Raw genomic sequence first — 24084 nt, 5'->3', positions numbered from 1 at the left:
CACGAGGTCGTCACGTCAGGACCCCGGGGTCGGGGCGGTGGCGCGGCGCCGGTCGATCACGGCGGCGATCGCGCGCAGGTCGGGCTGGCGCAACAACTCGGGTGCGCGCAGGTGCACCCGGGTCTCCCGCTCCAGTACTTCGAGGAGCCGGGCCACGAGGATGGAGGTGCCTCCGGCGTCGCTGAAGTTGTCCTCCAGCGTGATGTCGGGGCGGCCGATCAGGTCGCGGACCGCGGCGAGCACGAGCAGCTCGTCGGCGCTCGCGTCCTCGGGCAGGGCGACCCCGGCGGCGGCGTGCACCCGGGCCTCCTCGGCCCACTCGCGCAGCACGGCCCGGTCCACCTTGCCGTTGGCGTCCAGCGGGAAGGAGTCCACGACCCGTACCGCCGAGGGCACCGCCTGCTCGGGCAGCCAGGCCCGTACGGCGGCGAGGAGCTCGTCGGGGGAGGGCGCGGCCCCGGCGGCGGGCAGGACGTGCGCCACGAGGCGGGCCCGCCCCTCGGCGTCGCGCGGCGCGGTGACCACGGCGCTGCGCACGGCCGGGTCCTGCTCGAAGGCGGCCTCGACCTCGGCGGGCTCGATCCGTACGCCGCTGATCTTGACCTGGTCGTCCAGACGGCCGAGGAACTCGATGACGCCGTCGGCCGCCATGCGCACGCGGTCGCCGGTGCGGTACATCCGGTCCAGCTCGGCCAGTGCGGCGGGCGGGGCGGTGAAGCGGCGCGCGGTCAGTTCCGGGTCGAGGTAGCCGAGGGCCAGGCAGGAGCCGCCGACGCGCAGTTCGCCGTCCTCGCCGCGCGGGAGGACGGCGCCGTCCGCGTCGGTGACGGCGACGGTCACGCCCGCGATCGGGGTGCCGATGGGCGGCGCGGCGTCACTGTGGACGTCCGGGTCGTCCGCGCGCATCGCGTGGGTGGTGGTGACCACGGTCGCCTCAGCGGGTCCGTAGGCGTTGTGGACGGTGGCGCTCACGTCCGGGCCGGGGCGCCGGCGCATGCGGTCGCCGCCGACCACGAGGTGCCGGACCGGCAGGTCCTGCGGCCAGGGCCGGTCCAGGAGCGGCTCGACCATCGGGGTCGCCGCGACGGTGACCGTGACCCCGGCCTCCCGCCACCAGCCGGTGAGGGCGGCCGGGTCCCAGCGGACCTCGTCGGGGGCGGGCACGAGCGCGGCGCCGGAGGTGAGGCCGCCCCACAGCTCCATCAGGTGCGGGTCGAAGGCGACGCCGATGAGCAGGGACTGGCGGTCGCCCGGGGCGAGCCCGGTCTCCGCGCGGTACCAGTCCAGGAGCGCGGCCAGGGCCGGTTCGGCGACCGCGACGGCCTTGGGGCGACCGGTGGAGCCGGAGGTGAGCACCGCGTACAGGGTCCCGGGCGCAGCGGTACGCGCGCCGGGCGCGACCGGCGCGAAGGCGGCCACGACCGAGGCGGCGGCGTTCGCCCCGGCGCCGGAGAGCGGCAACTCCAGCAGCTCGACGTCCTCCTGACGCTCCGGCAGGACGGCCGGGTCGCCGATCAGGCAGACCACGCCGAGGTCCTCGGTGACCGCGTTGATGCGGCGTTCCCCGGGGCGCGGGCCGAGCGGCAGGTACACCGCGCCGATCCGGGCCAGCGCGACCGCGGTCACCACCAGGGCGGCCGAGCGATCCAGACAGACCCCGACGAGGTCGCCCGGGCGGACCCGGTGGGCCAGTGCCGCGGCGACCGCGTCGACGGCCGCGTCGAGTTGGGCGTAGGTCCAGCGGTGTTCCCCGTCGATCACGGCGGGGGACTCGGGGGCGCTGCGCACCCACTCCTCGTAGCGCGCCAGGACCCCGGGCCCGCCGGGTGCGGCGGCCGGGGTGCCGTACGCGATGCTCGGCGCGGCGCTCGGCGCGGTGCCCGCGGGGTCGACGTCCTGTCGGGTGAGCGGTTCGGCGGTCATCGTGACTCCTTCGGCGCCGTGAGGGCGGGTGCGGCGGTCCGCGCGAGGGCGCGGGCCTGGTCGCTGAGGACGGGGTGCTGGAAGAGCAGGCGCAGCGAGGGGCGCTCGCCCAGGTGCGGCTCCAGCCAGGCCGCCAGCTGCGCGGCGAGCAGGGAGTGCCCGCCGATGTTGAAGAAGTGCGAGCCCTCCTCGAAGCGGTCGTGGCCGAGCGTCGCGCGCCAGCCCCGCGCGAGCAGGGCGACGGTCGGGTCGTCCGACAGCGTCGGGTCGGACAGCGGCGCGGCCTCCTCGACCGGTGCGGCCGGGGCCAGTTCGGCGACCATGCGGGCCAGGGCGGTGCGGTCGGGCTTGCCGCCGGCCAGCGTCGGCATCGTGTCCAGGAGCACCCAGCGGGCGGGCACCAGGGCGCCGGGGAGGCGGGTGCTCAGCTCGGAGTGCAGTGCCTGCTCGTCCCACGCCCCGGTCTCGTCGGCGCGCTCGCGGAAGGCGACCAGGCGGGGTCCGCCGTCGGCGCCCTTGTCGAGGACGACGGCGCAGGACCGGCCGCCGAGCGCGGCGGAGGCGGCGGCCTCGACCTCTTCGAGCTCGATGCGGTAGCCGCGCAGCTTGATCTGGTTGTCCCGGCGGCCCAGGAAGCGCAGCAGCCCGTCCTCGCCGCGGTAGCCGAGGTCACCGGTGAGGTAGACGCGCTCGCCACCGAGGGCCGGGACGCCGACGAAACGGGCGTCGGTGACCTGCGCGTTGCCGACGTAGCCCTCGGCCAGTCCGGCTCCGGCGATGGCGAGTTCACCGACCGCTCCGGTGGGCAGCGGGCGCAGTCCCTCGTCCAGGACGTGGACCCGTTCGCCGGGCAGTTCGGCGCCGAGCGGGATCTCGGCGCCCTCGACCAGACTGTCGCGGGTGATCTCGTGCACCGTGGAGCTGATCGCCGCCTCGGTCACGCCGTAGACGTTGAGCACGGAGAACGGCGCGGCCGCTTCGGTGGCGGTGAAGAAGTCCCGCATCACGTCGGAGGGGATGCGCTCGCCGCCGAGCACGATCAGGCGCGGAGCCCACTGGCCCCGGGTCAGGACCGGGAGCAACTCCTCGCGGGTGGCGAGGAAGTAGCTGGTGGGAAGGTTGGCCACGGTGACGCGCGCGGCGGCCAGCAGCTGCGCCAGCTCGCCGCCGGTCGGCACGTCCTGCTCGGGCACGACCAGGCAGGCGCCCGCGTACAGCGAGGGCAGCACCTCTTCGAGGGCGACGTCGAAGGACGGCTGGGCGAACAGGAGCACCCGGTCGCCGTGCCCGAGGTCGAACCGCTCGGCAACGCCGGTCAGGTGGTTGACCAGGGCGTCGCGCCCGACGGCCACCGCCTTGGGTATGCCGGTCGAACCGGAGGTGTGGATGATGTACGCCGCCTTCGGCACGAGGTCGCAGGCGCGGGCGGCGGGCAGTACCTCGGCGCTGACGACGGCGCTCGGCAGGTCCCCCGGCACGTGGACCGGGCTCCCCTCGGCGGTCAGGACGAGCGCGGGGGACAGCCGGCCGAGCAGCAGCTCCAGGCGTGCGGCCGGGTCGGACGGGGACAGCGGGCAGTACACCGCACCGGTCCGCAGGCAGGCGAGGAGCGTGACCACCGAGTCCACGCCGCGCGGCAGCACCGCGGCGACCGGCGCTCCGGCGCGCACTCCCGCGGCCAGCATCCGCTCGGCGAGCGAGGAGACGCGCGCGTCCAGGTCGCCGTAGGTGAGCCGGCGGGCCCCGATCAAGAAGGCGGGCAGCGACGGGTCCTGGCCGGCGGCCGGGTCGAGCGGGTCGCGGTCCGGCGCCGCGGCGACGGCGGGGAGCGCCTCCAGGGACGCGGTCGGCAGGGCGAGCGAGCCGAGCTCGGTGCCCGGCGCGTCGAGGTAGGCGCGCAGCAGGTCGAGGAAGCGCTCGGCCAGCAGCTCCGCCACGGCCTCGCCGAAGAGGTCGACGTCGTAGTCCCAGACGAGGGTCATGCCGGGCGCGCCGTGGCGCAGGCTCACCCCGCGGCGGTCGTCGGGGAGCAGCACCACGTCGAGGTCGAAGCGGGTGGTGCCGGTGTTGAACCCCTCGAACAGGCTGATCTCCAGCCCCGGCACGTCCAGTTCGGGCAGCGGCGCGTCGTGCGCGCTGAACATGACGTTGAAGAGCGGATTGTCCGCGCCGGAGGTGTGCAGGCCGAGCGCCCGGGTCAACTCCTGTACGGGCACCTCCTGGTGGGGCAGGGCGCGGATGAGGGTGTCGGTGACCTCGTCCATGGCGTCCTCGGCCGGGGCGGTCGCGTCCAGGGACAGGCGCAGCGGGATGGTGTTGACGAACATGCCGACGGCGTCCTCGAAGCCGCGCGGCCGGTTGCCCACGGCGGTGCCCACCACCATCTGGCTGCGACCGCTGTGGCGCCGCAGCAGCTCCGCGAAGAGCCCGAGCAGGGTGGCGAAGGGGGTCAGCCCGCGCTCCCGGGTGTGGGCCCGCAGCCGCTCGGCGAGGTCCGCGCCGATCGACTGGCGCAGCTGGCCGCCGTGGTGGCGGCGCCGGGCGCCGGGCCGGGCGAGACCGGGCAGCGGCATGTCGTACGAGGCGTCGCGGAGCGTCTCGGACCAGTACGCCAGGCTCGCGCCCAGGGCCTCGGCGCGGACGTCCCCGGCGCGGGCGCGCACGTGGTCGGCGTACGAGCTGGGCGTGCCCAACTCGATCTCCTCGCCCAGCACATGGGCGCGGTAGACGCTGAAGACGTCGCCCAGCAGGATCGCGAAGGAGTGCCCGTCGTGGATCAGGTGGTGTTCCACGTGGATGAGCCGGTGCTGGTCCTCGGCGAGCTTGACGAGGGTCCAGCGCAGCAGCGGGGCCTCGAAGGTGTCGAGGGGAGTCTCCGCCTCGGTGCGCAGCAGCCGCGCGAAGGCGGCCGCCGGGTCGGCCTCGCCGGAGAGGTCCACGGTGCGCAGCCGCGGCGCGCAGTCGTCGACCACCCGCTGACCGGGCATCGCACCGGCCACGGCCACGAGTTCGAGCCGCAGGCCGGGGTGGCGGGCGAGGGTGGCGGCGAGGCCGCTGCGCAGCGCGTCGACGTCGAGGGTTCCCCACAGGTCCAGGGAGGCGGTGAAGTTGTAGGCGCGGCTGCCCGGCTGCACTTCTTCGTGCAGCCAGACGATCTCCTGCGAGGAGGAGAGGGGGAGCATGGCGATCCCTTGGGTTGTCGGGTCGGATGGGCGCGGGCGCACGGTGGCGCGCCCGCGCGGCGGGGAGCCGACCGGGCCGCGGGTCGCGCGGCGCGGTCGGACGTCGGAGTTCGGGGGGCCTAGGTCCTGTCGTCAAAGTGCCGTCGTCGCCCGGAGGGCGGCCCTGCGGCGTCTGGTGCGTGCTCTCGCCGTGCCGGGCGGAAGCCCGCGTACTGGACGTACTTGGCTTTCGCCCGGTGCGGCGAGAGTGCGTGCCAGGCGTCGCGAGGCAGACGGCACCTTGACGACAGGGCCTAGCGGGCGAGGGCCGCGGCGGGCAGCGCGTCGCACAGGGCCGCGAAGGCTTCCTCGGCGGCGCCGTCGGCGAGGACCGTGCGGTCCCACACCATGCGGAGCTGGAGCTCGGGTCCCTGGGTGGCGGACACCGCGAAGGGGGCGCGGACCTGCCGGCCGCCGATGTGCACCTCGCGGCCGGTGGTGGCGCCGAGCCGGAGCGGGGTGCGGCCCCGGCCGTCGTCGACGGTGAGCAGGCCGTCCAGCCTGCCGGACCAGGCGGAGCCGCCGGCGCGGGCCGCCCGTACCACCTCGTCGAAGGGGGTGTCGGCCCGGTCCAGGTCGTCCCACCAGTCGGTGGCGGTGACGTCCGGCGAGGCGCCGCCCCGGGTGTCGGCCGGGAAGACCACGGTGTTGAGGAAGCAGCCGAGGACCTCGGCCGCACCGGCCGGGCGGCCGCCCCACGGGTAGCCGATCGGCGGGACCGACCCCGTGCCGTACAGCGCGGTGGCCGCCGCCCGGCAGGCGTCGAGCAGGGCCGGGAAGGGCACCCCGCCGGCCGGGGAGGCGAGCCTGCGCTCGGCGGAGCCGCTGGGGAGGGCGGCGGACACGGGCCGGGTGCCGGGCAGCGGGGACCGCTCGTGCACCGTGCGCAGCCGTTCGCCCCAGTACGCCAGCGCGCGGGGCGAGGCGGCGCGGTCCTCGGCTTCGAGCTGGCGCAGGACGGCGTCCTCGTACCGCGCCAGCGCGACGGCGGCCTCGGCGGGCGACACGTCGGCGGCGTCGCGACGGTCGCGGTAGGCCTCGGCGAGTTCGTCGACGATGCGGGCGAGGGACTGGCCGTCGCAGGCGGTGTGGTCCAGGACGACGGCGAGGACCTCCTCGGCCGCGCTGCCGCGGTCAGCGGTGTGGGCGAGGAACAGTCGTAACGGTGGGCCCTGCGGGGCCCAGCCCGCCAGCGCCCGCCGCAGGGCGGCCTCGGCGCTCTCGCCGGGCGCGACGTCCACGTGGTCCAGCGGTACGTCGGCCGGCTCCGGCCGCAGTACGGGCGTCGCGCGCACGACGCACGGCCGGGAGCGCAGGACGGGGTGACGGGCGGCGAGGTGGTTGGCGGCGGCGCGCAGCCGCGCCGGATCGACGGTGCCGCGCGGGAAGGCGAAGAACATCGGGACGATGTCCGCGCGGCCGGCGGGATCCAGGGAGCGCAGGAGCAGGAAGCGTCGCTGGGCCCCGGTGGCGGGCAGGAGCGCTGCCGCCGGGTCACCCGCGCCGAGGCGCTGGTAACGGGCCAGGTACTGGGCCGTGATGCTGGGGAGCACGTGATCCTCTCTCGGGAAGAAGCGGGTCAGCGGACGGGGGCGGTCGCGTCGTGGCCGGGCGCCGCGTCCTGCTGTTCCTCGTCATCGGGGTGGGCGACCTCGGGGAGTTCGCGCATCCGCCGCAGCGGGGAGAGCAGGAGCGGGACGGGCACGAGGAGGAAGCCGACGGCGCAGATCCACAGTGCGGCGCGGGCCCCGGACGCTTCGGCGACGGCGCCGCCCACGAGCGCACCGAGCGGCAGCGTGCCCCACATGAGGAAGCGCAGCGTGGCGTTCATCCGCCCCAAAAGGCGCGGGGGGCACAGTGTTTGACGGAAACTCACCTGTGCGACGTTGTAGACCACGGCGCCGAAGAAGACCGCGCCGGAGGCGACCGCGAAGAGCGCGGCGGCCGCGCCCTTGCCGGACAACGGCCAGAGCAGCGCGAACGGCCCGGTGACCAGGCAGGACAGCCAGATGACGCGGGCCTGGCCGAAGCGGCGGGCCAGCCGGCCCGCGCACAGGGCGCCGGCGAGTCCGCCGACGGCCGAGGCCGAGAGCATCCCGCCGATCGCGGCGGGCGCGAGATCGAGCACCCGTACCAGGAACACGGTCTGAGTGGCCATCAGCATCGCCGTGAAGAAGTTCCCGAGGCCGGTCGTGACCGCGATGACGCGCAGCAAGGGGTGGCCGAGGACGAAGCGCAGCCCTTCGCCCACCTCCTTGCGCAGCGAGGCGCCGGGGACCGGTTCGGGCTTGCTCTCGGGGCGCCGGATGGCCAGGAGGAACACGGCGGAGACGGCGTAGCCGATGGCGTCGGCCACGATGGCCAGGTGCGCCCCGACGAGCTGGACGAGCCCGCCGCCGAGCCCGGGTCCGGCCACCTGCGCCGAGGAACGCACCGTCTCCAGGGCCCCGTTGCCCGCCACCAGGTGCTCCCGCGGCAGCAGCTCGGGCAGGTAGCTCTGGTGGGCCACGTCGAAGAAGACGGTGGCGACGCCCACGACCAGGGCGACGACGTACAGCTGGACCATGGTCAGGACGTCCGCCACCGCGGCGAGCGGCACGCTGGCCATGGCCAGGGAGCGCACGACGTCGGCGCGGATCATCAGGGACAGCTTGCGCATCCGGTCGACCCAGGCCCCCGCGGGCAGCCCGATCAGGAGGAACGCGGCGGTCTCGGCCGCGGTGAGCAGTCCCACTTGGAAGGCGGGTGCCTTGAGTTCGAGCACGGCCACGAGGGGCAGGGCGACCAGGGTGACCTGGGCGCCGACCTGCCCGGCCGCGGCTCCGGCCAACAGGAGGCGGAAATCGCGCATACGGAACAGACCGCCGGAAGCGGCCTGGGGCGAGGGGGACATATGCCAGACCATGACCGCAGTGCGATCAGGAGTCAAAACAAACAGGACACTTTCGGTCGTTCTTGTGTCATCACGGAAGCGGATCAAGAGAATCAGTGGCCAAGTCAGGGCAACGACCTCATGAATTGCAGGTTGAGAAGCCTGCTGGTGGAGGATTTGCGGCGCCGTGCGGCGGGCGTGCGGTGGGTGTACCCGGGGGTCGGCGGCTCCAGGAGCCCCATGGGTGCACTTATGTCCGATACTCACCGTCCCCACATGTTTAGAAGCAACCCCGAGCGCGCGGAAGCGTCGTGGGGTCGGCCCCCTCGCACCCGCCGGCGGCCGGCGGTCAGCGTCCCAGTCGGGTGAGTTGGCCGTTCAGCTCCGCCATGAACCGCACCACGACGTGCAGTTCCTCGCCGCTGAAGGCGTTCCGGGCGGCGTCGGTGGCCCGGGCCAGCGGGCGGAAGTACGCGCGCGCCGCCTCCCGGCCCGATTCGGCGTAATGCAGGTGGACCACGCGCCGGTCGTCGGCCGCCCGGACCCGGCGGAGGTGGCCCGCCTTCTCCAGTCGGTCGAGGCAGGCCGTCACCGCGCCCGTGGTCAGGTCCATCCGCTGGGCCAGCCGCCCCGGGGTCATGGGGCCGCCGTCCTCGTCGTACTCCGCGTCCAGGACGGCGACCAGCGCCTGCACGTCGGTCGGGTGCAGGCCCTGCTCGCGGGCGAACTCCTGGGTGAGTCGGCCCAGCTCCGCGTTCATCGTGCGCAGCAACACCGCGAAGGACTGCAACCCGATCGGGTCCTCGGACGGAAGTGCGGGTGGAGTGCTGTCGGCGCTACGCATGGCACCAGCATATGATCTCTCAATGATTGAGATACTTTATCGTTGAGTTGTTGTTGAGTGATCGTTCGACAAGGGGAGAGGGAACGCGATGACGCGCACACCGCGCTGGGCCCGCTGGCTGGTGCCCGTGGTGCTGCTGGTGATCTGGTTGGGCATCGGCGGAACGCTCGGTCCGTACGCCGGCAAGCTCGGCGAGGTCGCCACCAACGACCAGGCCGCCTTCCTGCCCCGGAACGCCGAGTCCACCCAGGTCATCGAGGCCCGCAAGGCCTTCGAGCGCTCCGGGTCGGTGCCCGCGATCGTCCTCTGGCAGCCGTCCGCGGACGCCCGGGTCAGCGACGCCCAGCGGCAGGAGGCGACCCGGGCCGTCGCCGCGCTGGCCGGCGAGGAGGGCATCAGCGGAACGCCGTCACCGGCCCTGCGCGCCGAGGACGGCCGGGCCCTCCAGGCCGTCGTGCCCCTGGCCACGGACCTCGGCGACGCGCTGCCGGCCACCTTGGACCGGGTCCGTACGGCCGCCGCGGCGGTGCCGGGGCTCACCGTGGCGATCGCGGGGCCGGCGGCCAGCCAGGCGGACCTCAAGGACGCCTTCGCCGGCATCGACGGGATCCTGCTGGGCGTGGCGCTCGGCGCGGTCCTGTTGATCCTGCTGCTGGTCTACCGCAGCCTCCTGCTGCCGCTCGTGATCATCAGCAGCGCCGTCTTCGCCCTCGGGCTGGCCTGCGCGATCGTCTACGCCCTGGCGGACCGGGGCGTCGTGCGGGTCGACGGCCAGGTCCAGGGCATCCTGTCCATCCTGGTCATCGGCGCCGCGACCGATTACGCGCTGCTGCTGGCCGCCCGGTTCCGGGAGGAGCTGGCCGCCCGCGGCGACCGTACGGCCGCGGCCCTCGCCGCCGTACGCCGCTCCGCCGGCGCCATCACCGCCAGCGCCGCGACCGTCGCCCTCGCCCTGCTCGCGCTGCTGGCCAGCGACCTGACCAACAACAGGGCCCTGGGCCCCGTCGGGGCCGTCGGCATCGTCTGCTCCGTCCTGGCCACCCTGACCTTCCTGCCCGCGGTCCTGGCCCTCCTCGGGCGCACCGCCTTCTGGCCCGCCACGCCCCGGGCGGCCGACGCCACGGAGGAGGGCCACCGCGTCTGGCGCCGCGTCGCGGCCGTCATCGACCGGGCGCCGCGCCGCATCTGGGTGTCCACGACGCTGCTCCTGCTGGTCCTCGCCGGCTTCGCGCCGACCCTGTCCTCGCACGGAGTGCCGCTGGACGAGATCTTCGTCAAGGAGGCCCCGTCCGTCTCCGCCCAGAAGTCCCTCGGTCGACACTTCCCCGGCGGCTCCGGCCAGCCCGCGGTGATCATCGCCGACGCCGCCGCGGCCGCGCGGGTGCGAGAGGTCGCCCGGGCGACCGCGGGCGTCGCGTCCGCCGAGCCCGTCACCGCCTCCGGGCGCCCCGGCGCGGAGCCCTCGGTGGTCGACGGCCGGATCCGCATCGACGCCACCCTGGCCGCACCCGCGGACAGCGACGACGCGAAGCGGACGGTCGCCGCGCTGCGCACCCGCCTGCACGCCGTCCCCGGCGCCGACGCGCTCGTCGGCGGCTACACCGCCCAGCAGTACGACACCGAGCGGACCGCGGCCCGCGACCGCACCCTCATCGTCCCCGTCGTGCTCGCCGTCATCCTGCTGATCCTGGTCCTGCTCCTGCGCTCCGTCCTGGTCCCCGTCCTGTTGGTCGCCACGGTCGCCCTGAACTTCCTGGCCACCCTCGGCGTCTCCGCCCTCGTCTTCCAGCACGGGCTCGGCTTCAGCGGTACGGACTCCTCCGTCCCGCTCTACGGGTTCGTGTTCCTCGTCGCCCTCGGCGTCGACTACAACATCTTCCTGATGTCCCGCGTCCGCGAGGAAACCCTCACCCACGGCGTCCGCCAGGGCGTCCTGCGCGGCCTGACCACCACCGGGGGCGTCATCACCTCGGCGGGCGTCGTCCTCGCCGCCACCTTCGCCGCCCTGACGGTCATCCCCCTGGCCTTCCTCGTGCAGATCGCCTTCATCGTCGCCTTCGGGGTGCTCCTCGACACCCTGGTCGTACGTTCCCTTCTCGTCCCCGCCCTCGTGCTCGACATCGGCCCCCGCAGCTGGTGGCCGAGCCGGATCAGCCGGAAGGGGTGAGGCTCCGCTCCGCCGGCCGGGATCGCCGGGAGGCGGTGGCCGAGATGTGCGGCTTTCATGGTGTCCAATCGACCACCGCCTCGACCACCGCCTCGACCATCGATCCCCGGAGGACCCGTGTCCCGCAGACGCCGTTGGACGGCCGGTGCCTGCACCGCAGCGATCACCGTCGGCCTGCTCGTGACCGGCGGCGCCCACGCCCCGGCGCGGCACGACGCCTCCGCGCGCGGCTCCGAGAACCAGATCGCGGTGGGCGCCTACCTCCACTACGGCACGCCCGGCGTCGACAGGATGCGGGCGCTCTCGCACTGGCTCGGGGGGACCGAGCTGCGCGCCGGTCACACCTACCTGCCGGGCGACACCTGGGCCAACATCGAGGGGGCGCCCGATTCGCTGGAGAGCTGGGCGCGCTGGCGCCGGGAGCGGCCGGACCGCCTGTTCGTCCTGAACGTGCCCATGCTCCAGAACAACGAGGGCGGGGTCCCCGACCGCCGGGTCGCCGAGCTGCTCCGTTCCGGCGCGCGCGGCGCGTACGACGAGCACTTCCGCCGGCTCGCCGAGCGCCTGGTCCGCCTCGGATTGCCGGACACCGTGATCGTGCTCGGCTGGGAGATGAACGGCTTCAACTACACGCACCGGTGCCGCCCCGAACCGCAGAGCTGGAAGCGGTACTGGCGGCGCATCGTGGCCGCCATGCGTTCCGTGGAGGGCGAGCGGTTCCAATTCGACTTCGCCCCCAACCGCGGCATCGACGCCATCGCCTGGACCACGTGCTACCCCGGGGACGACGTGGTCGACATCATCGGCATGGACTCCTACGACCAGCCCCCCGGCAACACCTTCGAGGAACAGGTCACCCAGCCCTACGGACTCCAGCACCAGGTCGACTTCGCCCGGCAGCACGGCAAACCGATCTCCTACCCCGAGTGGGGGTTGTTCCGCCGTGGCGACAATCCGGCGTACATGCGGAACATGCTGGGCTGGATCGCCGACCACGAGCCGGTCTACCAGAGCATCACCGACTACTGCCCGCACGGGGTGTGGCAGTGCACCAAGAACCCCCGCTCCGCCCGCGTGTACCAGGAGTTCCTGTCGACCCACCTGGGCCGGTCACGGCCCTAGTGTTCGCCCTCCGAGCAACGTCCGTACCCGCTACCGCAGTTCGCGGTGGGCGGAGCGCTCGACATCCCGCACGGTATCCTGAGCCGCGTCCGCCGACCCCGCCGCCGCACCCGCCGCGAGGGCCGCGACGACCAGTGACCGGGGAGGGAGAAGTCGGGTGGAGAGCCTTCATTTCAACAGCGGGAACCTGGAGGCCACACAGGAGTTCCTGTCCTCGGCCTACACCCCCATGCGGATCGGCGGCCGCCCCGCGGACTCCCGGGCGCGGATCTCCCGCAAGGCCGCGGGCGGGCTGAGCGTGGACCGCCTGGCCTTCGGCTACACGTTGGCCTACGACGCCGGTTGCCTGGGCAAGGTGTGCCTGGTGACGATGCACTCCGGGACGATCGAGGACACCACCGGTGGTCGCCGCGAGGTGTTCGGACCCGGCGAGACCTTCCTCCTGGCCCCCCACGACCGGCCCTACGCGGGCCGGGTCCACGAAGCCCGCTACACCATCACGATGTTCGACCCCACGCTGTTGGGCCGGGTCTCCTCCCTGCCCGGGGGCGGCGAGGTACGGATCACCGGCGCCCGGCCGGTCGACGCGGCCGCGAACCGCAGACTGGGCGCCGCCGTCGCCTACCTGCGCGACCACGTCCTGGACGAGGTATCCGCGTCCCCCGACGGCGACCGGCTCCTCGTCTCCACCGCTGCCCAGCACTTGGCGGCGACGGTCCTGGCGACGCTGCCGCACACCGCCTACGGCGAGGAGGAGAGACCGCGGGACACCCGCGACGCCGGGAGCGACACCCTGCGCCGCGCCGTCGAGTTCATCGAGGCCCACGCCCACCGCGACATCACCCTCGCGGACATCGCGGCGTCGATCCCCGTCACCCCGCGCGCGGTCCAGTACGCCTTCCGCGCTCACGCGGGCACGACGCCGCTCGGCCACCTGCGCCGCGTCCGGCTGGCCCGCGCGCACGCCGAACTGCTCGCCGCGGACCCCGCGGACGGCACGACCGTCTCCGGGGTCGCCGCCCGTTGGGGCTTCGCCCACCAGGGCCGGTTCGCCGCCGCCCACCGACGCGCGTACGGCGTGGCGCCGTCCGTGGCCCTCGGCACCCGGCGGGCCTGAGCGGGCGCGTCAGGGCGCCGGCGCGGACGGCTCCGCGCCGTCGGGCGGCAGCTCGCCGGGCTCGGCGACCTCGAAGAGGGCGTCGGCGCCCGTGATGCTCAAAAGGCGCGACATCTGCGGGCCCGGACGGGACAGGGCCAGCGTCCGCCCGCTGGCCACGCACATCAGCCGTGCCTGGAGCAGTGCGTTGAGGCCGGTGGAGTCGCAGAAGGCGAGCCCGGCGAGGTCGATGACCACGCGGGCGGGAGCCCCGTCCCCGGTGCAGACCTGCGGCAGGACCGCGCGCAGGGCGTCGACGTGGTCGAGGTCCATGTCACCGGTGACCGTGACGACGGTGACGTCGTCACGGGTGACGACGGTGACGCTCTGTGGAGCCGGGACGTCCATCGGGGTCACGCGACTCCTCGTGTCAGATGCGGGCAGCGACCACGGGGGGCCGTGGTCACGATCGGGCCGGCGTCGCTCGCTGCCTGGGACGACGGTAGGGCGCGGAGGGCCGATCCGTCAGCTCGGCAAACGAAGCGATGGAGGGACCGGCGGCGGCTCCGTTCGTTTGGTGGACGGTCCACCGGCCGGGTTTCCGATCGGCCACAGCGGGCAACCGGGCCGCGATGGGGCATGCGTCCCGGGTGAGGGAGTCGCAGTTCGTGAACACACAGGTGTGGGCGTACCAGCAGAGCTCGGGCTACCGGCCGGGCATGGACCTGACCGGCTACGAGGTGGCGGCCACCGAGGGGCCCATCGGCGAGGTGGACGGGCACTCCGAGTCGATCGGATCCGCCTACCTGCTGGTCGCCACCGGACCGTGGACCCGCGCGAAGGACGTGCTCCTCCCGGTCCGCGCGATCACGAAGGTCGACGAGGAGACCCGACGGATCCTCGTCGACCTCACCCGGGCCGAGATCGAGGAAGCCCCCGACTTCGACCGGGACAAACACTTCGGGAGTGCGGACTTCCGCTCCGAACTCAGCACCTACTACGGCTTCGGCCGGTCCCGCACGGGCCGCCCCGCCTGATCTCCCGTTCGGCACGCGCTGCTGCGAAGTCCGGCTCGATGGGCGAGGCTTGGGGACATGGGACGAGACCTCGCGAAGCCCGTGCACCGTGTGTTGGCCGCCTTGGTGACCGCCATGCTGGCGGCGGGGGTGTGGGCCGCCTGGCTGGGGTGGGACCAGCACCGCGACGTGCACCCCGACGGCACGACGAGCGGACCGTACGCGGCCTGGCAGGTCGTCGGGCTCGTCCTGACCCTGCTGGCACCCGCGTACGCGATCGTCGCCCGCTACGGCGGCGCGGTCTACGTGCTCGGCACCACGGCGGGTCTGGGCGCTGCCGCGGGGTACGACTGGTCGGACGATTCCAGCGGGCTGTTCGTCATCGGCGTCGGGCTCGTCGTGGCGGGGAGCCTGGCCGCGACCGCCCTGGTGAGCGCCGTGGTCGCACCCATGAGCCGGAGCGGTGGGAGGCGGCGTCGGACGTGACCCGTCAGGAGGGCCGGGAGGGCCGGGAGGCGGTGTCCCGACGGGTCGCCGCCGCGTCCGTGACGTCCAGGAACACCTGGTCCAGCTCGGGCCAGCGGACGCTCACCTCGCGCCGGATCCGCACCATGGCCTCCTCCACGGCCTCGCTCTCGTAGCCCGGTGTCAGATCGACGCGCGCGGCCACCATGACCGAGCCGGGCGCCAGGCGCATCGTCAGCAGCGCGGGGACCGTGTCGATCTCCGGTTGCCGGGCCAGGAACGCGCGGACCTCCCGCTGGACCGCGGGAGCGACCGCCTCGCCGATCAGCTGGACGCGGGCCGCCCGACCGAGCACGTAGGCGACGTAGCCGAGCAGGACGCCGATGAGCACGGAGGCGGCCGCCTCGTAGGCGATCTCACCGGTCACCATGTGCAGGGCGATGCCCGCGATCGCCAGGAGCACACCGGCGCAGGCGGTGCCGTCCTCGGCCAGCACGGTCCGCAGGGCGGGATCGTCGCCCGCCCGGATCTCCGCCACCATGCCGCGCCCACCCGCCCGCGCCGCGCGCCGCACCTGGAACACGGCCCGAGCGAGCGAGGCACCCTCGGCGACCAAGGCGAGGGCGAGCACGGCCAGCCCGATGACATACCCCTCGCGGGGTGCGGAACCGCCCGAACGGAAGGCCTCGACGCCCTGGAAGACCGAGAAGCAGCCGCCGGTGACGAAGATTCCGACGGCCGCGAGCAGCGACCAGAAGAACCGCTCCATGCCGTAGCCGAAGGGGTGGCGCGTGTCCGCGGGGCGGCGACTGCGTGTGAGGGAGGCCAGGAGGAACACCTCGTTGAGGCTGTCCGCGATCGAATGGGCCGCCTCCGACAGCAGGGCCGGTGAGCCGGTCACGACTCCACCGACGGCCTTGGCCACGCAGATGACGAGGTTGGCGGCGAGCGCCACCCACACGGTCCTGCGCGTCTGCGCGTCCCGGCCCCCGCGGTCCCGCGCCGCCGGCTCCGTCACCCCCGTACGATCGCGCGCACGTTCTCGATGCTGCCGCAGTCGGCCGCGAGCAGCCGTTCGCGCTCGCGCAGGAACGCCTTCCCGAGCTCGGCCCGCCGCTCGGCGGGGACGTTCTCCCTGGCACCGTTGAGGATCGTGCGTTCCTCCTCGTCCAGGTGGTGCGAGACCGCCTTGGACAGGTCCTCCAGGCGCGCGTCCCAGACGTCGGAACCCTCTTCCTCGGAGACCTCCAGCAGCGCGAGGAGCGCCTTGTTGCCCTCGGCGTGCTCTTCGGCGCCGTGCTCCACCTCGTCGTCGTCGACGTTCTTGAACCGCTTCAGGGCGCCGTACACCTCCGCCTCCTCGGCCTCGCCGTGCGCGATGAGGAGGGCGGAGAAGGTGGCCAGGGCGCCCGCCCGATCCGCCTCGACGCTGCGCATCCGCCGGAAGAGGTCCTCCATCCTCCGGTGGTCCTTGAGGATCATGGCGACGACGTCCTGGTTCTCCTGCTCTTGCGCGGTCATGCCCGGGTACCTCCGCTGTTCGGAAATTCGCTTCGTCCGGCGCCTGCTCGATGCGCGCCGGTCCAAACCCGGCGGCGGGGGACCGGATCGGCTTCGGTTTGTTCCGGGGCGACGGGGGCAGCCGCGTGGGAGACGGAAGAGAGCCCCCGGAACGGAGGCGAGAGATGTCGACCAATTCGCTGATAGCCGTCATCGTCGTGGCAGCGGTCGTCGTGATCGCGCTCACGGCACTGTTGTGGACCTTGGCGAGAAGACGCCACCTGAGGGAGAGGTTCGGGCCGGAGTACGAGCGCACCGTCGCGGAACGGGGCGACAAGCGGTCCGCCGAGCGCGATCTGCGCGCCCGTGAGGAACGGCACGACCGACTGGACATCAAGGAGCTGTCGGCGGGGCGCCGACAGGAGTACGCGGACGAATGGAGCGGCGTGCAGCAGGAGTTCGTCGACCGGCCCGAAGGTTCCGTGGAGCGGGCGGACGAACTCGTGACCCGACTGATGGGCGAACGCGGATACCCCACCGACGGGTTCGACGATCAGCTGCGCGACCTGTCGGTGGAGCACGGCCGCACGCTGGAGGAGTACCGGGCGGCCCATGCCGTCAAGGTGCGCAGCGGTGCGGGAAAGGCGACGACCGAGGAACTGCGCGGGGCGATGGTGCACTACCGCGCGCTGTTCGAGGAGCTGTTGTCCGACCAGAGGAGCCGATGACGATGACGATGGACCATGAAGAACGACGGTCGGGGCGCACTTCCGGGCCCGTCCCGTCGACGGAGGACCTCGCGCGCGCGGCGCAGCGGCCCGAAGAGCGGGACGCGCCTGCCTTCCCCGGCGAGGCCACGGCCGCTCCGGGTCCGGGCACGACCGCTCCGGGCCGGGGCACGGCCCCTCCGGGCGGGGACACGGGCGGGCGGCGCGACCCTGCGGGGCAGCCGTCGGCGGACCGGCCCGTAGGGACCGCATCCGACGACGTCGGGGCCGCCGCACCCGGGGCAGGGCGGCGCGAGAGCGTCTCCGGCGGCGAGGAACCGCTGCTGGGCATGAAGGACGCGGAGCGCTACCGCACCCGGTGGACGGAGATCCAGGGCCGCTTCGTGGACGAGCCCCGGGAGGCGGTCAGGTCCGCCGACACCCTGGCGGCGGAGGTCATGCAGGCCTTCGCCGGCACGCTCGCCGATCACCGCGGCGGCCTGGAGAAGCAGTGGGACCGCGGTGAGGAGGTGGCCACGGAGGACCTGCGACAGGCGATGCGGGCCTACCGATCGCTGGTCGACCGACTGCTCGCCACCTGAGCCGCCGGGCCGGAGCAGCACGACGGGGGGCGGGCGTTCGCGTCCGCCCCCCGTCGTGTCGCGGCGGCCGGGCCTCTCGGCTCCGGGCTAGCGTGGGGCGATCGAGGGCGGGGCGGACAACTGCGGAGTGGGAGCGACCCGTGACGGACCTGGACGCGTTCACCGACGCACTCGACTATCCGGTGTACGTGGTGACCGCGGCGGCCGGGGAGCGGACGGCCGGGTGCCTGGTGGGCTTCGCCTCCCAGTGCTCGATCGACCCGCCCCGCTTCATGGTGTGGCTCTCCAAGGCCAACCGCACGTACCGGATCGCCCGGCAGGCCACCCACCTGGCGGTGCACACGCTGCGGGACGACCAGAAGCGGACGGCGGAGCTCTTCGGGGGCCGGACGGGCGACGACATCGACAAGTTCGCGCACATCGACTGGCACCGGCTGACCACGGACGGCGCGGACGTGCCGGTCCTCGACGACGTCCGGGCCTGGTTCCTCGGCCGGATCGAAGCGCAGGTCGACGGCGGCGACCACGTCGGCTTCCACCTCGCGCCCGTCGCGGAGAGCCCCCCCGGCCCGGTGCGCCCGCCCCTGCTCCTCTTCAGCGACGTCGCAGACCTCACCCCGGGCCACCCGGCCTAGTACCGCGACCTGGGCGAGGACACGGCGGTCGCGTACGCGCCCCGTCATGCGGGGTCGGGGGAGGGGCTGGCCGAGAGCGGGGTGGCGATCTCCTCCAGGGAGCGGCCTTCGGCCGCGACCGCGTAGCGGACGGCCACCAGCCCCGCGGCCACCATGAGCCCCGCGCCGACGCAGAAGGCGAGCACCGCGTCGGACACGACCCCGCTGGCGGTCAGGCCGGCGAAGAGGAGCGGGCCCGAGATACCGCCGGCCGCGGTGCCGATGGCGTAGAAGAAGGCGATGGCCATCGCCCGGGTTTCCATCGGGAAGATCTCGCTGACCGTCAGGTAGGCCGAGCTGGCGCCGGCGGAGGCGAAGAAGAGCACGACGCACCAGCAGGCGGTCATGGTCACGGCGGTGAGGTGGCCCGCCCCGAAGAGCCAGGCGGTCCCGAAGAGCAGCACCCCGGACAGGATGTACGTGCCGGCGATCATCGGCCGTCGCCCGACCGTGTCGAACATGCGCCCCAGCAGCAGCGGGCCGAGGAAGTTCAAGAACGCCACGACGGCGAAGTAGAAGCCGGTCACCCCACTGGAGACGTGGAAGAAGGTGACCAGGATGGAACCGAAGCCGAAGGTGATCGCGTTGTACAGGAAGGCCTGGCCCACGAAGAGGGACAGCCCCAGGGCGGCGCGGCGCGGATAGGAGCGGAAGACCGTCTTCGCGATCTCGCCGAAGCCGATGCTGTGGCGCTGCGTCATCGTGATGGCCCGCTCCGGCGCGGGCAGCCCGCGCCCCCGCTCCGCCTCCACCCGCTGCTCCACGTCCGAAACCAGCGCCTCCGCCTCCTCGGCCCGGCCGTGGAGGATCATCCAGCGCGGGCTCTCGGGCACGTGGCGCCGGACGAGCAGGATGACCAGGCCCAGCACGACCCCAAGCGCGAAGGTCAGCCGCCAGCCCACGGCCTTCGGGAAGATCCCGGTGTCCAGGGCGAGGACCGAGAGCAGGGCGCCGGCGACGGCGCCGATCCAGAAGCTGCCGTTGATGATCAGGTCCACCCGGCCGCGGAACTTGCTGGGGATGAGCTCGTCGATGGCCGAATTGATGGCCGCGTACTCACCGCCGATGCCGAATCCGGTGAGGAACCTGAAGAGGAAGAACCACCAGGCGGAGAAGGACACCGCCGTCAGCGCGGTCGCCGCCAGGTAGACACCGAGGGTGACCAGGAACAACCGCTTGCGCCCGTAGAGGTCGGTCAGACGCCCGAAGACCAGCGCGCCGGCGCAGGCCCCCGCGACGTAGAGGGCGGCTGCCATCCCGGTGACCTGGGCGTCCGTGATCGACAGTCCACTGCCGTCCTCGGAGATCCGGCTCGCGATGCTCCCCACGACGGTGACTTCGAGACCGTCCAGGATCCATACGGTCCCCAGCCCGATCACGATCATCCAGTGCCAGCGGGACCACGGCAGGCGGTCCAACCGGGCCGGCACCTCGGTGGTGACGGACCCCGTCTTCGACTCGGTTCGCTCCGACATGCTCCCCCGTCTGCCCGGGCCGTCCCGGCGCAAACAGCCCGGTCGGGCGGGTGAACTCCGTTGCGCGAGAGGGGTGGGAGGATCATCCAAAGCGGACGCGGCGACGGTGGTTACCGTCATGCGGGCAGCGACCGCGTGACGGGCCACCGCGCCCGACGGGGTCGTTGCGGAGCGCGCGGCTCCGCAACGACCCCTGATCCGTGACCCGCGCGAACTCCCCTAGTACGGAACGACCGTGACGGTCTGTCGGGCCTTCGCCGCCGGGCGCGGAGCCGGCACACGGGCCAAACTGGCGCTGATCATCGCCGCCGCACGGCCCACGGCCCCGCCGAGCGGCGCGATCCGCTTGCCGTCCAGGGAGCTCGCGGCCACGGCCGCGACCACCTGGCCCGACGCCGAGAGGATCGGCGCGGCCACGCACGACAGCGGGCCCACGCACTGCCCGTACTGGAAGGCGAGACCCTCCTCGCGGGCCCGTGCGACCTCGCGCAGCCATGTGCCCCGAGTCCACCCCTCGGGATACCGCGTCACGGGAGCGGAGGCGGCCAGGACCAGCTCGGCCGCGCTCCCGGGCGGCAGGACGACCCCGGAGCGGAGCGGAAAGACATCGTCCACTTCGCCGCGTATGCTGGCGACGACGATGGTGTGGCCCGCCTCGGGCACCGACACGCTGAAGCTCAAACCACTTGCCATGGAGGCGAGTTCACGCAGCGGTCGAGCCGCTGCCGCGCTGAGCGTGCGCGCGGGATGCCATGCCTGCCCCAGTCGGAACGTCCTCGGGCCCAGACAGTACCGGCCTTCGCGGCTCTGTACCGCGCCGAGTGCGACCAGCTGCCCCAGCAGCCGGTGGGCGGTCGCCTTCGGCAGTGCCGCGTCCGCCGCCAAACGGGTCAATCCGACTTCGTCGTCATGTGCGAGTACCTCCATCAATGCGAACGCGCCTTCGAGCACGCCACGGCCTTCTGTACTGGATCTAGCCATGAGAGGTTCCCCCGTCTCACGCTGGTCCCATCGATCGGATGGTTCCAGAATTCCCCGTTCGTCCCAGCTCAGGGGGTAGAGCGGTGTGTCCCTCCCCCGTCCGCCGGTCCGTTGAATGGACTAGATCATTGCCCGTGGTTCGAAATCGCGCCACTGTGTCATCAGCCAAGTGACGGACGTTACGGCGCCCTCCGGGTGCCTTGACAACCGTCTCGCCGGATCGAAACAAGGAGGATTCCTATGAGCGCCATCAAGACCAGCGCGAAGCAGTTCAAGTACGTCATGGGTGCCATGACGTCGGTGTTCTTCTCGTACTGCTCCGTCAGCTAACACACGGCACGCACGGGGGGTGGGGGCGGATCGACGCTCCCACCCCCCTCGCCACATCCAAGGGAGTCAAGAGTGCTGGAGACCGGTGTCCGGCAGGTACGCGTGGCGCTGTCCATGGTGTTCGGCCGGCGGTTGAGCGTACGGGCCGTGGAGCGACTGGTCGCCGACGCCCTCGCCACGCTCGAAGAGTTCGGCTCGCTGGGCGACGACGTGGACGAGCTGGCCGACGGCCCGTTCGCCGACCCGGACGAGCGCAGGGACCTGCAGAACCGCGCGCTCCGGCGGACCGTGCGCAAACTCGCCAAGCGCTCGCCCTTCTACCGCGAGCGGCTCGCGGGAGTGGACCTCGACGCGCTGACCACCGAGACGCTCACCAGCATTCCGGTGACCCGCAAGGCCGACCTGATCGAGCGCCCCGAAGACTTCCTGTGCAGCCCCCCGTACTTGGCGACGCAGACGACCGGCACCACCGGCCGCCCCGTCCAGATCTGGCTGTCCCGCTACGAGATGGAACTCTGGCCCGCGCTGATCGCGCTGTCCCTCGTCCTGCGCGGCGAACTCGGCCCCGGCGACCGGATGCAGATCAACCTGAGCTCCCGCGCCACGGCCGCCGTGCAGGAGGACGTCGCGGTGTGCCGGCTCGCCAACGCCTCGTGCCACGTCGTGGGGCAGATACCGCCGGACGAGTCCATCGAGCACCTGCTCGGCCGGGACGGCGTCCAGCCCACCATCCTCACCGGCGCCCCGAGTTACCTGGGCCAGCTGGTGACCGCCGCACGCCGCGGCGGCTACGGCCCCGACGACTTCGGGCTGCGGGCGATCTACGGCGGCGGGGAAATGCTGTCGCGCAACCTGATGGACGCCCTGCGGGAGACCTTCGGGGCCAAGGTCGTCGGCGACGCCTTCGGCATGACCGAGCTGCTGCCCGTGGGCGGCCGCACCTGTAGCAAGCGCCATCTGCACATCGACCCCAACATGGGGTACGCCGAGGTGCTCGACCTCGACACGGGCGAGCCCGCCGCGCCCGGCCGGCTCGGCGCGCTGACCGTCACGCCGTACTACCCCTACCGGGAGTGCATGCCGGTCCTGCGCTACAACACCGGTGACGTGGTCCGCACCCTGGAGGGCGAGCCGGACTGCGAACTCTCGGTGGTCCCCGCGGTCTCCTACATCCTCGGCAAGGCCGGCCTGTTGCACCGCACCGACGATGGCATCGTGACCCCGCGCGACATCGTGGAGGCGCTCGACGGCACCCCCGGGCTGCCGTTCCCGCTGCGCCACCGGGCGAGCGTCGGGGACGACGGCCGGCTCCATGTGGAGGTCGCCGCCAAGGAGGTCACCGCCGTCGAAGTCGCCGAGCGGCTGCGCGAGCAGCACATCGACGCCGATGTCACGGTCCTGCCCCTGAGCGACGAAGAGGCCGCGCAGCGCTTCCCCCTCCGCTGCGACCTGACGGAGCACACCTTCACCCGGAGCCATGCATGAGCGTCTTCTTCCAGCTCGCGGTGACCTGCTTCCTGGCGCTCGCCGTGTGCGCCGGAGCGGTCTCCTACTTCCGCACCGTCCGCGCGGCGCGGCCGCCGGTCGGCGTCTTCAACGGCCGCGACATCTTCGTGATCATGGGCTTCGTGCTGGCCCTGCCGTACGTCTACCTGGCGCTGCCCGGCGGGGTCCTCCCGGTCGTGCTCGCCCTCGTCTTCGCGGGCGGGCTCTCCGTCGGCTACCAACCCCTGATCGGCAACGGCCGCCTGCGCTGGGCCCTGATCGCCGCCCTGATCGCGAGCGTGTACGTCTCCCACACGGCCTTCGGCGAGGCCGCACCGCCCTACTGGGTGGCGAACAGCTGCGTCGTCGTCCTGGTCGTCATATCCGCCACGAACCTCAACGTGCAGGGCGGCATGCGGCTGTCCAACGTCGCGTGGTTCCTCCTCGCCCTCACCGTGTACGACGCCTTCTTCGCCTGGGTCGTGCCGCTGACCGAGGAACTGGCCGACGCCGTCCAGGGCTATCCGTACGCCCCGGCCGCCGGTCTGCGCATCGGGGACGACCTGGGCGCCGTGGTGGGCATGGGCGACCTGCTCGCCTACGCCCTCTTCACCACCTGCGCCTACAAGGCGTACGGGAAGGTCGGGCTGCGCGTCGGGCTCGTACTGGTCACCGTCTTCGGCGCCGTCGCGCCCGTGGTCGTGCTGAAGGTCATCACCGAAGTGCTGGGGCACGAACCGGCGCTCATCCCGGCCCAGGTCGTCTTCGGGCCGGCGGCCTTCCTCGGCTACCGGTACCTGCGCCGCCGCGGCCCCGAGCGCCGCATGGCCGACGTGGTCCTCCCGCGCGATCGCGCGGCGGCCCCGCTGGCTACCGCGGGCTGACGGCGCGCCCTCCCCGCAGCATCGCCGGCCTGCTGGCGGTGCGGTCCAGGTCGCGCATCAGTCGGGAGTCCGCCGGCAGCCCGGCGAGCGGATCGGACCCGAGCAGGAAGAGCCGCACGTCCCGGTCGCGGCACACGTCCACCAGGTTCGCGAACCGCTGCCGTCGGAAGTCCGTCGGCCCCGCCACGTCCAGCACGTCCATCCGCTGCTGGATCAGCTCGATCGTCGGCTCGAAGGTGACGCGCCGGTCCAGGAGGGTGCGCGAGAGCCGGGCGACCAGCACCGCGTCCCCGGCGTCGTGCGCGTGGAATTCGTCGAAGACCAGGACCCGGCAGTCCCCGAGCAGTTCGTCGACCGCGCGGTCGACGGCGCTGTGCCGCACCGCCGATGGGGCGCCGCTCGCCGGGGGCGTGACCTGCGCGGGGGAAACGCCTTCGTGCAGCCGGCGGAAGAAGTCGTGGAAGTGCAGCCGACGGCTGCGGGGCTCCGCGAGCCCCTCCAGGAAGGTGTCCACGAGCCAGCTCTTGCCCCGCCCGACGGGCCCCAGACATAGCGGGACATCCGCTCCACCGCGGCCAGTTGTGCGGGGCTGAGGGTGAACCCCGCCCGGTCCGCGGCCTGTTGGTAGTGGCCGCGCATCGACTCGTACTGCTTGCGCATCTTGTCGCTCACGTGCGGCGACCCTAGCGGGGCATGATCGCCGCCGAGCCGGCGGGACGC

Annotated in this window: 21 protein-coding genes and 1 pseudogene; 10 read left to right on the top strand and 12 right to left on the bottom strand. The window is 73.2% G+C overall.

Features of this window, described 5'->3' with window-relative positions; all coding sequences use genetic code 11:
- Positions 1–15: 15 nt before the first annotated feature.
- The 5 genes from ACZ4UB_RS05470 to ACZ4UB_RS05450 form a co-directional block, all read right to left on the bottom strand.
- Positions 16–1923 carry a non-ribosomal peptide synthetase gene (locus ACZ4UB_RS05470; RefSeq protein WP_468068419.1) on the bottom strand — a complete coding sequence of 636 codons (1908 nt, stop codon included), beginning with the start codon at positions 1921–1923 and terminating at the stop codon, positions 16–18.
- Complete coding sequence (locus tag ACZ4UB_RS05465; RefSeq protein WP_468068416.1) at positions 1920–5105, bottom strand: non-ribosomal peptide synthetase; 3186 nt, start codon at positions 5103–5105, stop codon at positions 1920–1922. The genes ACZ4UB_RS05470 and ACZ4UB_RS05465 overlap by 4 nt, the downstream gene beginning before the upstream one ends.
- A gap of 293 nt (positions 5106–5398) precedes the next feature.
- Positions 5399–6697, bottom strand: coding sequence for a condensation domain-containing protein (locus ACZ4UB_RS05460; protein ID WP_468068414.1), 1299 nt, complete (start codon positions 6695–6697; stop codon positions 5399–5401).
- Between the two features lie 26 nt (positions 6698–6723).
- Positions 6724–8037, bottom strand: coding sequence for an MFS transporter (locus ACZ4UB_RS05455; RefSeq protein WP_468068412.1), 1314 nt, complete (start codon positions 8035–8037; stop codon positions 6724–6726).
- A gap of 328 nt (positions 8038–8365) precedes the next feature.
- Positions 8366–8860: a MarR family winged helix-turn-helix transcriptional regulator gene (locus ACZ4UB_RS05450; RefSeq protein WP_468068410.1), complete on the bottom strand. Its 495-nt coding sequence runs from the start codon at positions 8858–8860 to the stop codon at positions 8366–8368.
- Between the two features lie 88 nt (positions 8861–8948).
- Between ACZ4UB_RS05450 and ACZ4UB_RS05445 the strand changes: the two genes are divergently transcribed.
- From ACZ4UB_RS05445 to ACZ4UB_RS05435, 3 genes are all read left to right on the top strand, one after another.
- Positions 8949–11027 carry an MMPL family transporter gene (locus ACZ4UB_RS05445; RefSeq protein WP_468068408.1) on the top strand — a complete coding sequence of 693 codons (2079 nt, stop codon included), beginning with the start codon at positions 8949–8951 and terminating at the stop codon, positions 11025–11027.
- 117 nt (positions 11028–11144) lie between these two features.
- The gene (locus ACZ4UB_RS05440; protein ID WP_468068407.1) at positions 11145–12149 is read left to right on the top strand and encodes a glycoside hydrolase family 26 protein; all 1005 of its coding nucleotides are present in this window, start codon (positions 11145–11147) and stop codon (positions 12147–12149) included.
- 157 nt (positions 12150–12306) lie between these two features.
- Complete coding sequence (locus ACZ4UB_RS05435) at positions 12307–13266, top strand: helix-turn-helix transcriptional regulator (RefSeq protein ID WP_468068406.1); 960 nt, start codon at positions 12307–12309, stop codon at positions 13264–13266.
- 9 nt (positions 13267–13275) lie between these two features.
- Here ACZ4UB_RS05435 and ACZ4UB_RS05430 read toward each other — a convergent pair whose 3' ends face one another.
- Positions 13276–13653 carry an STAS domain-containing protein gene (locus ACZ4UB_RS05430; protein ID WP_468068599.1) on the bottom strand — a complete coding sequence of 126 codons (378 nt, stop codon included), beginning with the start codon at positions 13651–13653 and terminating at the stop codon, positions 13276–13278.
- A 260-nt stretch (positions 13654–13913) separates the two neighbouring features.
- On the opposite strand from ACZ4UB_RS05430, the gene ACZ4UB_RS05425 reads away from it, so the two are divergent.
- Positions 13914–14282, top strand: a complete 369-nt coding sequence (locus ACZ4UB_RS05425; RefSeq protein ID WP_468068404.1) for a PRC-barrel domain containing protein — start codon at positions 13914–13916, stop codon at positions 14280–14282.
- Positions 14283–14339: 57 nt separating this feature from the next.
- Entirely contained in the window at positions 14340–14747 is a 408-nt protein-coding gene (locus ACZ4UB_RS05420) for a hypothetical protein (RefSeq protein ID WP_468068402.1), read from the top strand.
- A gap of 4 nt (positions 14748–14751) precedes the next feature.
- Here ACZ4UB_RS05420 and ACZ4UB_RS05415 read toward each other — a convergent pair whose 3' ends face one another.
- Together ACZ4UB_RS05415 and ACZ4UB_RS05410 are read right to left on the bottom strand one after the other, a co-directional pair.
- Positions 14752–15744, bottom strand: coding sequence for a cation diffusion facilitator family transporter (locus ACZ4UB_RS05415; protein WP_468068400.1), 993 nt, complete (start codon positions 15742–15744; stop codon positions 14752–14754).
- The gene (locus ACZ4UB_RS05410) at positions 15741–16247 is read right to left on the bottom strand and encodes a hemerythrin domain-containing protein (protein WP_468068398.1); all 507 of its coding nucleotides are present in this window, start codon (positions 16245–16247) and stop codon (positions 15741–15743) included. Before ACZ4UB_RS05410 ends, ACZ4UB_RS05415 begins: the two co-directional genes overlap by 4 nt.
- A gap of 164 nt (positions 16248–16411) precedes the next feature.
- On the opposite strand from ACZ4UB_RS05410, the gene ACZ4UB_RS05405 reads away from it, so the two are divergent.
- From ACZ4UB_RS05405 to ACZ4UB_RS05395, 3 genes are all read left to right on the top strand, one after another.
- On the top strand, positions 16412–16954 hold the full coding sequence (locus tag ACZ4UB_RS05405; protein WP_468068397.1) for a hypothetical protein: 543 nt from the start codon (positions 16412–16414) through the stop codon (positions 16952–16954).
- 2 nt (positions 16955–16956) lie between these two features.
- Positions 16957–17535, top strand: a complete 579-nt coding sequence (locus ACZ4UB_RS05400) for a hypothetical protein (RefSeq protein ID WP_468068396.1) — start codon at positions 16957–16959, stop codon at positions 17533–17535.
- 140 nt (positions 17536–17675) lie between these two features.
- Positions 17676–18170: a flavin reductase family protein gene (locus ACZ4UB_RS05395; protein WP_468068394.1), complete on the top strand. Its 495-nt coding sequence runs from the start codon at positions 17676–17678 to the stop codon at positions 18168–18170.
- 44 nt (positions 18171–18214) lie between these two features.
- Here ACZ4UB_RS05395 and ACZ4UB_RS05390 read toward each other — a convergent pair whose 3' ends face one another.
- The 3 genes and pseudogenes from ACZ4UB_RS05390 to ACZ4UB_RS05380 form a co-directional block, all read right to left on the bottom strand.
- Entirely contained in the window at positions 18215–19684 is a 1470-nt protein-coding gene (locus ACZ4UB_RS05390; protein ID WP_468068392.1) for an MFS transporter, read from the bottom strand.
- 219 nt (positions 19685–19903) lie between these two features.
- Complete coding sequence (locus ACZ4UB_RS05385; RefSeq protein ID WP_468068605.1) at positions 19904–20377, bottom strand: IclR family transcriptional regulator; 474 nt, start codon at positions 20375–20377, stop codon at positions 19904–19906.
- Positions 20378–20548: 171 nt separating this feature from the next.
- A pseudogene (locus tag ACZ4UB_RS05380) lies at positions 20549–20611 on the bottom strand (hypothetical protein); the annotation flags it as partial.
- A gap of 456 nt (positions 20612–21067) precedes the next feature.
- Between ACZ4UB_RS05380 and ACZ4UB_RS05375 the strand changes: the two are divergent.
- Positions 21068–22480: a phenylacetate--CoA ligase family protein gene (locus ACZ4UB_RS05375; RefSeq protein WP_468068391.1), complete on the top strand. Its 1413-nt coding sequence runs from the start codon at positions 21068–21070 to the stop codon at positions 22478–22480.
- Positions 22477–23364 carry a hypothetical protein gene (locus ACZ4UB_RS05370; RefSeq protein WP_468068390.1) on the top strand — a complete coding sequence of 296 codons (888 nt, stop codon included), beginning with the start codon at positions 22477–22479 and terminating at the stop codon, positions 23362–23364. The genes ACZ4UB_RS05375 and ACZ4UB_RS05370 overlap by 4 nt, the downstream gene beginning before the upstream one ends.
- On the opposite strand, the gene zapE is transcribed toward ACZ4UB_RS05370, so the two are convergent.
- Complete coding sequence (zapE, locus tag ACZ4UB_RS05365) at positions 23351–23878, bottom strand: AFG1/ZapE family ATPase (RefSeq protein WP_468068388.1); 528 nt, start codon at positions 23876–23878, stop codon at positions 23351–23353. The two genes, ACZ4UB_RS05370 and zapE, sit on opposite strands and share 14 nt — an antisense overlap.
- Between the last annotated feature and the right edge of the window lie 206 nt (positions 23879–24084).

Source organism: Streptomyces sp. NPDC028419 (genome assembly GCF_055565515.1).
This window is presented reverse-complemented; position numbering and strand designations above follow the sequence as displayed.

What these genes read in the sequence shown, in the direction of transcription:
- ACZ4UB_RS05390 (WP_468068392.1), bottom strand. Translation starts at nt 19,684, where the DNA reads ATGTCGGAGCGAACCGAGTCGAAGACGGGGTCCGTCACCACCGAGGTG.
- ACZ4UB_RS05455 (WP_468068412.1), bottom strand. Translation starts at nt 8,037, where the DNA reads ATGTCCCCCTCGCCCCAGGCCGCTTCCGGCGGTCTGTTCCGTATGCGC.
- ACZ4UB_RS05465 (WP_468068416.1), bottom strand. Translation starts at nt 5,105, where the DNA reads ATGCTCCCCCTCTCCTCCTCGCAGGAGATCGTCTGGCTGCACGAAGAA.
- ACZ4UB_RS05430 (WP_468068599.1), bottom strand. Translation starts at nt 13,653, where the DNA reads ATGGACGTCCCGGCTCCACAGAGCGTCACCGTCGTCACCCGTGACGAC.
- ACZ4UB_RS05445 (WP_468068408.1), top strand. Translation starts at nt 8,949, where the DNA reads ATGACGCGCACACCGCGCTGGGCCCGCTGGCTGGTGCCCGTGGTGCTG.
- ACZ4UB_RS05400 (WP_468068396.1), top strand. Translation starts at nt 16,957, where the DNA reads ATGACGATGGACCATGAAGAACGACGGTCGGGGCGCACTTCCGGGCCC.
- ACZ4UB_RS05470 (WP_468068419.1), bottom strand. Translation starts at nt 1,923, where the DNA reads ATGACCGCCGAACCGCTCACCCGACAGGACGTCGACCCCGCGGGCACC.
- ACZ4UB_RS05370 (WP_468068390.1), top strand. Translation starts at nt 22,477, where the DNA reads ATGAGCGTCTTCTTCCAGCTCGCGGTGACCTGCTTCCTGGCGCTCGCC.
- ACZ4UB_RS05420 (WP_468068402.1), top strand. Translation starts at nt 14,340, where the DNA reads ATGGGACGAGACCTCGCGAAGCCCGTGCACCGTGTGTTGGCCGCCTTG.
- ACZ4UB_RS05405 (WP_468068397.1), top strand. Translation starts at nt 16,412, where the DNA reads ATGTCGACCAATTCGCTGATAGCCGTCATCGTCGTGGCAGCGGTCGTC.
- ACZ4UB_RS05450 (WP_468068410.1), bottom strand. Translation starts at nt 8,860, where the DNA reads ATGCGTAGCGCCGACAGCACTCCACCCGCACTTCCGTCCGAGGACCCG.
- ACZ4UB_RS05410 (WP_468068398.1), bottom strand. Translation starts at nt 16,247, where the DNA reads ATGACCGCGCAAGAGCAGGAGAACCAGGACGTCGTCGCCATGATCCTC.
- ACZ4UB_RS05385 (WP_468068605.1), bottom strand. Translation starts at nt 20,377, where the DNA reads ATGGCAAGTGGTTTGAGCTTCAGCGTGTCGGTGCCCGAGGCGGGCCAC.